This window comes from Paraburkholderia elongata, from assembly GCF_013177735.1.
GTDB classification, from domain to species: Bacteria; Pseudomonadota; Gammaproteobacteria; order Burkholderiales; family Burkholderiaceae; genus Paraburkholderia; species Paraburkholderia elongata.
Genome location: NZ_WOEZ01000114.1, coordinates 1 through 11,324, shown reverse-complemented (window position 1 = coordinate 11,324; position 11,324 = coordinate 1). Strand labels below are relative to the sequence as shown.

Here is an 11,324-nt window from a genome sequence, read left to right as displayed (position 1 = left end):
ATGCGAGCCCGCTCGAATGCCGCCAGATCGGGCCCGGACGGCGTATAAGGCACACCTACTATGCGGGCGCGATGCGCGCGCATAGTAGGTGTGCCTTATACGCCGTCCGGGCCCGATCTGGCGGCATTCGAGCGGGCGCTGATCGAGCATCGTCCGCGGCTCTACGTGACCAATTCCGCGATCCACAATCCGACCGGCGCCACGCTTGCGCCGGCCATCGCGCATCGGCTGCTGAAACTGGCGGGCGAGCACAATCTGCTGATCGTCGAAGACGACATTTTCGCCGACTTCGAAGACGAACCGGCGCCGCGTCTCGCGGCGTTCGACGGTCTCGCACGGGTGGTCTCGATCGGCAGTTTTTCGAAGACATTGTCCGCGGCCGTGCGCTGCGGCTACATCGCGGCGCGCAGCGAATGGGTCGAGCCGCTGGTCGATCTGAAGCTGGCCACCTCGTTCGGCAACGGCCAGCTCGCGGCGAGCGTCGTGCATCGTTTGCTGGTGGACGGCACCTATCGGCGGCATCTGGAATCGATGCGTGCGAAGCTCGCGGACGCCATGGGAGAGACGATCAGGCGGCTGGGCTATGCAGGTCTTGAAGTGTGGACGCGGCCACGCGCCGGTATTTTCGTGTGGGCACGCCTGCCTAATGCGCTCGACGCCGCCGACATCGCGCGTCACGCGTTAGCCGAGAGCGTGGTGTTTGCGCCGGGCAATGTGTTCAGCGCGTCGCAATCGGCGGCCGGCTTTCTGCGCTTTAACGTGTCGCAATGCAACCGGCCGAAGGTGTACGAGGCGCTGCAACGGGCGATGGACGTGTCGGTCGCATCGAAAGAGCACGCCTGAACGCGCGCGCCACGCCACGTTACTTGCATAGCAAAAGCAAACGCTCCTGTTCCGTGCAGGCGGAGCGTGGTTTCTGCGCGGCTTGCGCTGCCGTCGCGCTGATCGCCGCGCTCCTGTTCGCGAGACACGCGCGCAAATGTTTCTCCACCGGGCCGTAGTATTTCCATCCGTGCACGAGAGTCGGCAATTCGAGTTTCACCTGCTTCCACTTCGGATGCCCGTGCTCCTGCAGATTGTCGAAGTTGGCGCACAGCGAGTCGGCAAAGTGATTCAGTTTGCTGACGGTATCGCGCAGACCGTAATCGTAGGTGACGAGAAAGGCCTTTACCGTCAGCGTGGGGACGTCTTCCTTCAGCCAGTTCGGATAGCTGGTCGCGCGGATCGTGGCGGGAAAATACGTCTGCTTTGCACGGGCGGTTTCGGGCGCGGCGGGGTCGACCTTCAGAAGGCGGATCTGTTGCAGCAGCTCGGGGTTCATGTCGTTGAACAGTTTCGCCGGCTGTCCGACCACGATGATCGCAACGTCCACCTTCTTGACGATCAACGCGGCCAGCGCGTCTTCGTTACTTAGGTGCTGGATGTTCTGCTCGGGAATTGCCTGTCCGAACATCAGGTGATAGAGGGTCGTCGCCGATTGAGCGGTGCCGCTGCCGATCAGGCCCACGCTGATGCTCTTGTCCTTGATGTCGGCGAAGGTTTTCATCGGCGAGTCCGCGCGCACCACGACGTTAATTTCCTCGTCGTAGAGCGGCATGATGAGCCGTAGCGGCCGGATTGCCGTGCCCGCGTCGGCATTGCCCGCGTTAGCCATATCGATGTAGGCCTGATACACGTCGGATTGCACCAGCGCGAGCTTCACGCCCGGCTCGAAACGCATGCGCTGCACGTTTTCGGCCGAGCCCTTCGACGCCATCACTTCCAGGTCGATGCCCGCCGGCTGCGCCACCCATTTCGACAGATCCTGGCCGATCTGAATATACGTGCCCCGTTCCGGACCGGTGACAATTTTGTAATGCGCAGGCTCGGCGCTTGCCAACGAGGACATGACCATCAGCACCAGCCCCAGCCATCCCGCCAGAAGTCTCTTCAGCATGGTCTATCCACCTATCGGTCAGGGTTGAACAGCTCTCGCATCGGCACGCGCGAAGCACCGGTGAGCCGGCTTGTCATCGCATGTTCAATGCACTGCGCATGCCATGTCCGTCTGTTGCCGCTCAGAGGGCACGCGAAACGCCAGTGCAATCGGTCTGGCCATGATTCAGGCAGTCAGTTAGCCAGGAAAATCGGTCCCGCAAGCGGTTATGAAATTCGGTATCCGAACGATTTATCGCTGACTGGACTGTCTATTGCGGCATGCGGCTTGAGCGGCGCCCAACCTGTCTCGCGAATCACGCGTTCGAGGATCGTCTTCGCGGCGTCGTTGCTGGTGTCGATAGCGAGCGCCTCGTTGGCGTGCTGACGTGCACAGCCCCACGACTGCTGCGCGGCACACGCTTGCGCTGCCTGCAACGCGGCGTCGCGGCGCGCGGCGAGCGGCCTTAATTCCGCCAGCAGGCTTTGCGCGTCGCTATTGCCGGGCTGCAGCGTTTGCGCCGCGCCAAGCGCCGCTTGTGCCGCGGACAGATCGTTGGCGCGGAAGGCGAGACGCGCTGCCTGCAGCGCTTGCGCGGCATCGCGGAATTGCGGCGCCGCCGGTTTTGCGGGCGCTGCGGCTATCGACGGCAGGGTCGGCATGGCTGCGATCGCCGGTGCGGCTTTGGCAGGATTGGCGGGCGCAGCGGGCTTACCTGCTGCAGCCTGATTCGTCGACTGAGCCGGTGCGTACAGCGCAATCGTGCCGGTCGCAGTTCTGTTGTCCTGAGGGTTGTCGGCGGTTTGCTCGGCGTTGCCGCTCTGCGATTCACGGTTGTCGCTGAATAGTGTATAGGCGACATACGCTAGTCCGATTGCGCCAACGGCCGCGATCGCGAGCAGCACCTGGCGCACCGGGAGCACGCTGCGGCCGTCAGAATGCGGTGGATCGGCGAGCGGAGGAATCGGCGCATCGGGTGACGCGAGTACCGGCGCTTGCATCGGGGGTTCGGCAGGCGGAGCCTCGCCGGTGAACGCTGGCTGCACGGGGAGGTCGGTTTCGCCCGACTGTGCCGCATCGAAGCCGCTTTCCTGCGCCGTCTTGTTCATAGCGCTGGCACTGGCACTGGCGCGGCTGCCGGGAATCACGGTGCGTTTGTGTGGGCCGGCGTCGAGTGGATGCACCGCGCCGCAATACGGACAATAGTCGACTTGCCGGTACAGGGCACCGCCACAGCGTTTGCAGGGCATCGGGAAACTATGGCCGAGTATTGTCTGGGTGGACATGCTGTGGCCCCACCTGTATGAAACAACGCTGTTACGGCATGCTCCAGATCGTGTTGAGGCAGGCGTAATGTCCGCGGAAACCACGATCCACATGCGCTGGAGAGCCTTGGGACGCAAGTCTTCGCTTGCGGTGCCGCTGTTTGAAATATGTGGCGTTTCGTTGAGAACGTCAATCGACGTTCTCACCTACTTCAGGTGCTGGAGAGCACATTTGTAGGTACGACGAAACACTGCATATGTCGGCAGAACGAGCAGATGGAGTGTTTTTTTCATACCGCTCGCGTAGTCACGGCGCACAGGCGATGACGCGATGGCGGAGTCGGCAGAATGGAAGGGCAGCGATGAAAACAGAACGAGGTCGAAGCCCGCGGCGTTCGACCTCGTCATCAAGCGTTTGCAGAAAACGCTCGCATGAAACGTGATACGGAATCAGTGCTTGCGCAGCGGATGATCCTTCAGAAGCCACGCGAGTGTGAAGGCCAGGACTACCACGCAGGCCGCCGACAGATACACCGTGTGCAACGCGCCGGCAAACGCCTGCAGATAATCGTCGCGCAACGCTTCAGGCAACTGGTGGATGGCCGCCGGCCCGAGCGCGTGCGGCAATTCGGTGTCGGGCGGAATCAGCTTTTCCAGGCGCGCGGCGAGGCCGTTCGAAAACACCGCACCGAAACCGGCCACGCCGATCGAGCCGCCGATCGAACGGAACAGCGTCGCGCCCGAAGTGGCGACGCCCATGTGCTTGAACTCGACCGTATTCTGCACGGCGAGAATCAGCACCTGCATCACCATGCCGAGGCCGCAACCGAGAATGCCCATGTCGATATACATCACATGAATCGGCGTGCTGATCTGCAGGCGCGCGAGCAGCAACATCGCCACGGCCACGAGGAATGTGCCGGCGATCGGGAACATGCGGTACTTGCCGATCTTGCTGATCAAACGGCCGGTCACCATCGACATCACGAACAGGCCGCCCATCATCGGCAGCATCTGCATACCGGCTTCGGTCGGTGTCGAACCTTTGACCACTTGCAAATACAGCGGCAGGAAAGTGACCGAGCCGAACATCGACACACCGATGATGAAGCCGATCAGACTGCTCAGCAAAAATGTGCGCTGTTTAAAGAGCTCGAGCGGCATGATCGGCTCGACCGCAGTGCGCTCCTCGTGGATGAAACCCCAGATCGCCACGAGCCCCATGCCCAGCGTGAACCACAACTGCGGCGACGACCACGGCAGGATCGTGCCGCCCTGGCTCGTGAACAGGATGATGCAGGTGAGCGCGCCGGCGAGAAACGCGGCGCCCATGTAGTCGATGGTGTGCTTCACATGCCGCACGTGCGGCCTGAAGACCGCGCCGATCACAGCCAGCGAAATGATGCCGAGCGGCAGGTTGATGTAGAAAATCCAACGCCATGACAGGTGCTCGACAAGAAAGCCGCCGAGCAGCGGCCCGATCACCGTTGCGAGACCGAACACGCCGCCGAATACGCCCTGGTAGCGGCCGCGTTCAGCTGGCGGAATCACGTCCGCGATAGCGGCCATCGTCACGACTAACAGGCCGCCGCCGCCGAGCCCTTGCAGCGCGCGCAGCACGATCAACTGGGTCATGTCCTGGGCGATGCCGCACAGCGCGGAGCCGACGAGAAACACGACGATCGCCGTCTGCAGCACGATCTTGCGGCCGAACAGATCGCCGAATTTGCCGTACAGCGGCACGACGATGGTCGAGCTGAGCAGGTAGGCGGTCACGACCCACGAGAGGTTGTTGAGCCCGCCGAGTTCGCCGACGATGGTCGGCAGCGCGGTCGAGACGATCGTCTGATCGAGTGCGGCGAGCAGCATGACCAGCAGCAGCGCCGGAAACAGCAGGCGGATCGGCGGGTGGTCGGTGGCTTGCGCGCCGGGCTGTGCATCTGGCTGCACATCCGGCTGAATGAGCCCGGCGGGTTGAGTCGTTGTTGATTGGTCCATGGCACCACGGCGTTGAAATTAATTAATGCAGAGATTAATATATGCGACATCGCATCACTCGTCAAATTGAATGCAATGGCAAGGATTCCGTCAGAGGAACAGGAAGTGAAACGCGTGCCGCGCAGTACGGCCGCCGTGAAGGCGCGCAAGCTTTCGAAGCCGGCGGCGTCAGCCGCGGTGAGCGAATCAGCGAAGACTGCGCCCGCACCGGCATCCGCATCCCCGCGGCGCCCCGGCAGGCCTTCGGGTTCGGCGCGCGGCCCGGAGCAACGCAGCCGCCTGCTGGACGCCGCGCTTGCCTTGTTCGCGCGGCAGGGCATTGTCGACACGACGCTCGGGGAGATTGCCCGCGAGGCGGGTTTCACACCGGCGATGATGCATTACTACTTCAAGACGCGCGATCAACTGCTCGACGTGCTGATCGACGAGCGCTTCGGTCCGCTACGCGCGGCGCTTGGCGTGCCGTTTCAGGAAAATCCCGACGACCCGGTGGCGGCAATCACGCAGCTCGCGCAGCGTTTGGTGCAGGTGGCGAGCGACCACCCGTGGTTTCCGTCGCTGTGGGTGCGCGAAGTGATCAGCGACGGCGGCCTGCTGCGCCAGCGCATGCATGAACGGTTCGGCGACACGCATCAGAAGGCGTCGCTGTCATCCATCGCGCGCTGGCAAAAGGAAGGGCGCCTGAATGCAGGCCTGGAGCCGTCGCTGGTATTCGTCACGCTGCTGGGTCTGACGATTCTGCCGCTGGCCACCTCGAAGCTGTGGCGTAACGATCCCGTGCGGCGCAATATCGGCGGCAAGGAGATCGCCCGGCATGCGGTGGCTTTGCTGGTGCAAGGCATCGGTCCCGGCAAAGCGGACTGACACACCAACTGACTCATTCAGGATTGCGTTTCTGCCGCCACTCCTCGTACGCGGCCTTCGTCTTGTCGTTCGGCGGATAAGTGCCGGGGAGGGCCGCGCCCTCGCGAATACGCTCGGTGAGAAACGCTTCGAGTTGCTCCTGCTCGGCGGCGGCCTGCGCAACGTCGGCGGCCATCTTGAGTGGGATCACCACCACGCCGTCTGCATCGCCCACGATCACGTCGCCGGGAAACACGGCTACGCCGCCGCAGCCGATTGGCACATTGATATCCACCGCATGATGCCGGATCAGATTCGGCGGCGCGCTTGCTCCGGCACAAAACACCGGCATGCCGAGCGCGGCGATCGTCGTGCTGTCGCGCACCGGACCGTCGGACACCATGCCCGCTACGCCGCGCACCTGCAACCGTTGCGAGAGGATCGAGCCGAACGAGGCGCTGCCGCGCTCGCCGCGGCAATCCTGCACGAGCACATGGCCGGCCGGAATGGTTTCGACACATTTGCGCTGCGCGTACTCGGGATCGGCAAATAGTTCGAGCACGTCGATGTCTTCGCGCGAGGGAATATTGCGCAGCGTGAATGCCGGGCCGACCAGATTCGCGCCACTGTGCGCGGCGAGTGGCGCGACACCCTGCATGAACGTATTGCGCAAGCCGCGCTTGAACAACTGGGTAGTCAGCGTGGCGGTGCTGACATGACGGAGTGCTTCGAGCGTGGCGGAGTCGAGATCGGACATGGTGTCGGCGGCCTCAGGTTTTTAGGGGCGGGGAGACGGCGCTTATATGACGTGCTGCATCGCAGCGGTTGAGCGTAGCTGCTGCCGTCTCGCGCACACGATGATAGCGCCGCCGTGGATCGTGCGGCAGGCTCGCTCAACCATGCCGACGCAACCGCGAAACTGACGATAACGCCGAGGCACGCAACATGCTACCTGAGGAGTGGATGTGAATGCCGCGTATGAAACACAATCGCGCCGGCGTCGCAAAAGAACATGAATGCCAGAGAAGATGCCGGGCGGACAAGGCGATGCACAAGGGTTTGCGCCAGCCGCCACGGCGAATCGAATGTCGGCATCGGTCTGCCGGGGCAACGGCGCCGAGGGCCGGTTTTTCATCGGCGTGCAATTTTGGCGCGTTACTGTGCGCACGCGTTGCGCTCAGGCCATGTTTTACAATCGCGAGCCTGCGTGCAACTCGACGCATGAAATCGAGTCGGAACCATGGACAGCAATACCGCAGCCGCGCAAATCGGCGGCACACAGCAGCACGATACGTTGGCCGCGTCTGACGGCCTAACCGGTTTTTTAGAGCAACAACCGAACATGAACGGAGCATTGAGACTCGATCAGGCCACGATCGTGCTCGTCGAAGACGACCCGGATAGCCGGGAATCACTAGCCTTGTTACTCGAGTCGGAAGGGGCGCATGTCGTCGCGGTGGCGGATGCGGAAGAGGGCGTCGAAGCGGCGCTGCGGCTGTTACCTGATGCCGTGGTATGCGACCTCGAATTGCCGGCCATGGACGGTTTTTATCTGATCCAGCGGCTGCGCGATCACGAGATTCGCGGCGACCACGCGCCTTCGGTTGCCGTGGCGCTCACGGGCCATACTGACGACGCTTACCGTTTGCGCAGCATCGGCGAAGGCTTCCAGCATTTCATGACCAAGCCGGCATTGCCGGAAGACCTCGTGACGCTATTGCACGACGCGATCGACGCCCGCGCGGCGGGCTGACAGGTTTCGTGGGCGGGTGGCGGTTTGTTGCCGCCGCGTCTTCGACGGCAAGCTTTCGCGCAGCGAAACTGTCTGCAATCAGGTTGCAGATCTGATTGCTGGCGCTGCTGTCATTTGACTGCGGCGACCGGTGTTGCGGCAGCGGCGCTGGCCGCTTCCGCTGTCTGGCAGGCGGAACACAATCCCTTCAATTCGATTTCATCGCTGGCAAGGCGGTAGCCCGCGTCTTCGATTTGCGCGACGAGCGCCTGGCGCAGCTTGGGCTGATGCAGTTCGGTGACGTTGCCGCATTGCTGGCAGACCACCAGAATGCCGTGCTGGCATTGCGTCAGGTCGTGGCAGACGGTGAACGCGTTGATCGATTCGATGCGGTGGACGAGCCCAGCCGAGAGCAGAAAGTCGAGCGCCCGGTAAACCGTGGGCGGCGCCGAGCCGGGATGGATCTGGCGCATGTCGTCGAGCAACGAATACGCCTTGGTGGCGCGCCCGGAATTTAGCAGCAATTCGAGCACTTTGCGGCGGATTGGCGTGAGTTTCTCGCCGCGTTCGCGGCAATATTCTTCCGCGAGGGTCAGTGCGGCTTCCTGCGAATCACCGTGGCCACCGTGCGTGTGTCCCGGCTCGTGATGATGAGCGGAGGCAGCAGGGCTGGCTTTGTCGGCGGTCGCGGCGGGCTTGGCGGTCTTCATGCGTCGATTATAAAGGGCATCGTGCTTCGCTGTGCCGGTGTCCGGCGCGCCTACCGGTCGCGGCTAGGCGCCGCCGCTAGGCATGAGGCCGCCGGATGGTCGCCGGATGGGTTAAGTCAGCGGAAGATCGACGTATTTCTTGAAACCTGGGCGCGTCGCAATCCGCGAGTACCAACGCTCCAGATTCGGCAGCGCAGGACGTTCGACGCCGTCCAGCCCGAACCAGCGTTTCGCGTACGCGCCGATCACGATATCGGCGAGCGTGAACTTCTCGCCTTCGAGGAAGAAGCGGCCTTGCAGATGATTGTCCAGCAGGCGCCACAGCAAGGTGACCGCGGCGAAGTCACGGGCGAGCTTGTTGGCGTCGCGCTCGGCGGCAGGAGTACGCACGAGGGCCCAGAACACCGGCTTTTCCGCGGGTTGCAGCGTGGTGAGCGACCAGTCGAGCCAGCGGTCGATGCTCGCGCGCAGTTTCGGCTCGGACGGATACAGGAGGCTCGATTCACCGTATTGCTGCACCAGATAGCGCAGGATCGAGTTCGATTCCCACAGCACGAAGTCGTCGTCGACCAGCGTCGGAATCTTGCCAGTCGGGTTCATTGCCAGATAGTCGGGCTCGTTGTTGCGGCCGAATTGCAGGCCCGCGTCGATGCGTTCGTACGGCAGCACCAGTTCGTCGCAGCACCACAAGACTTTCTGTACGTTGACCGAGTTGGCGCGTCCCCAGATCGTAATCATCCGGTAAATCCTTTTTTTACGTTGACAGTTGGCAAGCCGCGCCCGGCGCGCGGCGTTCAGCCCGTAAAGATACACGATGCGCGTGGATTTGCGCGCCGCAGGCCTGCAATCCGCCGCGTGAAGTGTTGCCCAAAGCGTATTCCCCATAGAGGCCCGGCGCGCCATGCCGGCAACGCGCGGGCGTTGCGTACAATGGGCGCACCCGAATACGACGAGGCACCGCATGGCCCGCATTGTCCCCGACGACTGGAAGAGCCTCGCCGCCACCGGCGCGGCGGCACGCGAACGCGAGACCCTTGCGTTGCTGGAAGACGCGCTTCCTGATGGCTACACCGTCTATCACGGCGTGCACTGGACCCGCCTGAACCAGAACTTTTCGGTGTTCGGCGAGGCCGACTTTGTGATCGTCAGCCCGGCCGGGCGCGTGATGATCGTCGAACAGAAAACCGGTTTCTTGCGCGAAACCCCGAAGGGGCTCGTCAAGGTCTATCTTCAGACAGAACGCAATGTGGCGATCGCGCTCGCGCACACTGTCGAAACACTGCACCGGCGCTTCACCGCGGCGTTCGGCGCGGGCACTTATTTCATCGAAGAACTGCTGTATTGCCCGGACCACATCGTCAAGGACGCGGCGATCGCCGGCGTAAATCCCGCGCGGATCGTCGACGCGACGCGTAAGGACCGGCTTGCCGCGATCATTCGCGAAGCCTTGCCGGCCGACGAGCCGCGCCTTGCCTGCGCACCGAAAATCCACCACTTTCTCGCCGACGAACTCGCGCTCACGCCTGACGCCAGCGCGCTGATCGGTCAGGCCGGCACGCTCGTGACGCGTCTGGCGGGCGGCCTCGCGACCTGGGCGCGGCGGCTCGAGTTTTCGCCGTTCCGGCTGCGCGTGATCGGCACGGCCGGCTCCGGTAAAACGCAGCTGGCGGTGCAGGTGATGAAAGACGCGGTGGCGCGCGGGCAGCGGCCTTTGTACGTGTGCTTCAACCGGCCGCTCGCGGATCACATTGCGCGGGTTGCGCCACCGGAGGCGAAGGTGGCGAACTATCACCAGCTATGCGACTGGATCGCGCGCGACGCGGGCCGCGTGCCGGATTTCCAGTCCGGCGACGTGTCCCCCAATCCCCTAGGGGGACTTCCTTCGGGGCGGGGGGCTTCCTCCGAGGCATTCGATCAGCTTGAAACGATTTTCGCCGAGACGCCGATCGACGCGCGCTGGCAATTCGACGTGCTGATCGTCGACGAAGGGCAGGATTTCCAGGAGCCGTGGGTGGCCGCCCTCGAGCGCCTGTTGCGGCCGGGCGCCGCGTGGTGGTGGCTCGAAGACCCATTGCAGAATCTGTATATGCGCGAGCCGGTCGAGCTGCCCGGCTGGACCACGCTGAAAGAAACCACCAACTATCGCAGTCCGCGCGACATTCTCGATTATGTGCGCGGCGTGGTCGGCGCCTCGGTGCCGGTCGTCGCGGGTCTGGCGTCGGGCAGTCCGTTCGACGGCTCCGATATTTCGCTCTCCGTCTACGACGAAGCGAATGCCGCCGAAGGCAGCATCGATGCGACCAAGCGGGCGATTACTCAGGCGTTGTCACTCGGCTTTCGCAAACAGGACATTGCAGTGCTCTCGTTTCGCGGCCGCGAAGGCTCGGCGATGACCGCGCAGGATCATCTCGGCCCGCATCGGTTGCGCAGTTTTACGGGTAAGTACGATCTGTTCGGCAACCCGGCGTACCGCGAAGGGGATGTGCTGTTCGAGTCGATCTATCGCTTCAAGGGGCAGGCGGCGCCGTGCGTGATTCTCACCGAAGTCGACTTCGAATCGTTCGACGAGCGTAGTGCGCGCAAGCTGTTCGTCGGCGCTACGCGGGCGACGATGAAGCTGATCATCGTCGCTTCGCAGCGGGCCGCGCGGCATCTGCATTTGCGTGACGGTAAGGAGGTGAAAGAGGTGAGGGAGGCGAAAGAAGCTTAGCGCTTTTCTGGACCGATGCGCCCGCTAGGAGTCTGCGCGGCAGAAGCCGCGCTGTCATCCGATTGCCTGTTGTAAACGTTGTAGGCAGATGACGACGAGCTATCTTCCCTACGATCCACAACAGCAGTTCCTGCTGCCCCATGCGCTGCAA

General features: G+C 63.0%; 9 protein-coding genes and 1 pseudogene. 4 read left to right on the top strand and 6 right to left on the bottom strand.

The features are described 5' to 3' along the window. Positions 1-60 precede the first annotated feature (60 nt). Positions 61-843, top strand: a pseudogene (locus tag GNZ13_RS21365) (aminotransferase-like domain-containing protein); the annotation flags it as partial. A 19-nt stretch (positions 844-862) separates the two neighbouring features. On the opposite strand, the gene GNZ13_RS21360 reads toward GNZ13_RS21365, so the two are convergent. From GNZ13_RS21360 to GNZ13_RS21350, 3 genes are all read right to left on the bottom strand, one after another. Further along, positions 863-1,936 (bottom strand): TAXI family TRAP transporter solute-binding subunit, encoded by a 1,074-nt coding sequence (locus GNZ13_RS21360; protein WP_172167848.1) that lies wholly within the window; start codon positions 1,934-1,936, stop codon positions 863-865. 206 nt (positions 1,937-2,142) lie between these two features. Next, entirely contained in the window at positions 2,143-3,201 is a 1,059-nt protein-coding gene (locus GNZ13_RS21355) for a zinc ribbon domain-containing protein (protein ID WP_172167847.1), read from the bottom strand. Positions 3,202-3,630: 429 nt separating this feature from the next. Continuing rightward, positions 3,631-5,178 carry an MDR family MFS transporter gene (locus GNZ13_RS21350; RefSeq protein WP_172167846.1) on the bottom strand — a complete coding sequence of 516 codons (1,548 nt, stop codon included), beginning with the start codon at positions 5,176-5,178 and terminating at the stop codon, positions 3,631-3,633. Positions 5,179-5,253: 75 nt separating this feature from the next. Here GNZ13_RS21350 and GNZ13_RS21345 point away from each other — a divergent pair, with 75 nt between their 5' ends. Next, positions 5,254-6,042 carry a TetR/AcrR family transcriptional regulator gene (locus tag GNZ13_RS21345; protein ID WP_172167845.1) on the top strand — a complete coding sequence of 263 codons (789 nt, stop codon included), beginning with the start codon at positions 5,254-5,256 and terminating at the stop codon, positions 6,040-6,042. Positions 6,043-6,055: 13 nt separating this feature from the next. Here the strand turns inward: GNZ13_RS21345 and GNZ13_RS21340 are convergent, their stop codons facing one another. Further along, the gene (locus GNZ13_RS21340; protein WP_172167844.1) at positions 6,056-6,778 is read right to left on the bottom strand and encodes a ribonuclease activity regulator RraA; all 723 of its coding nucleotides are present in this window, start codon (positions 6,776-6,778) and stop codon (positions 6,056-6,058) included. 483 nt (positions 6,779-7,261) lie between these two features. Here GNZ13_RS21340 and GNZ13_RS21335 point away from each other — a divergent pair, with 483 nt between their 5' ends. Next, the gene (locus GNZ13_RS21335; protein ID WP_172167843.1) at positions 7,262-7,774 is read left to right on the top strand and encodes a response regulator; all 513 of its coding nucleotides are present in this window, start codon (positions 7,262-7,264) and stop codon (positions 7,772-7,774) included. 110 nt (positions 7,775-7,884) lie between these two features. Here the strand turns inward: GNZ13_RS21335 and GNZ13_RS21330 are convergent, their stop codons facing one another. Both GNZ13_RS21330 and GNZ13_RS21325 read right to left on the bottom strand, forming a co-directional pair. Continuing rightward, entirely contained in the window at positions 7,885-8,463 is a 579-nt protein-coding gene (locus GNZ13_RS21330; RefSeq protein ID WP_172167842.1) for a Fur family transcriptional regulator, read from the bottom strand. 111 nt (positions 8,464-8,574) lie between these two features. After that, entirely contained in the window at positions 8,575-9,201 is a 627-nt protein-coding gene (locus tag GNZ13_RS21325) for a glutathione S-transferase family protein (protein WP_172167841.1), read from the bottom strand. A gap of 223 nt (positions 9,202-9,424) precedes the next feature. Here GNZ13_RS21325 and GNZ13_RS21320 point away from each other — a divergent pair, with 223 nt between their 5' ends. Then, positions 9,425-11,173: an ATP-binding domain-containing protein gene (locus GNZ13_RS21320; RefSeq protein WP_172167840.1), complete on the top strand. Its 1,749-nt coding sequence runs from the start codon at positions 9,425-9,427 to the stop codon at positions 11,171-11,173. Positions 11,174-11,324 lie beyond the last annotated feature (151 nt).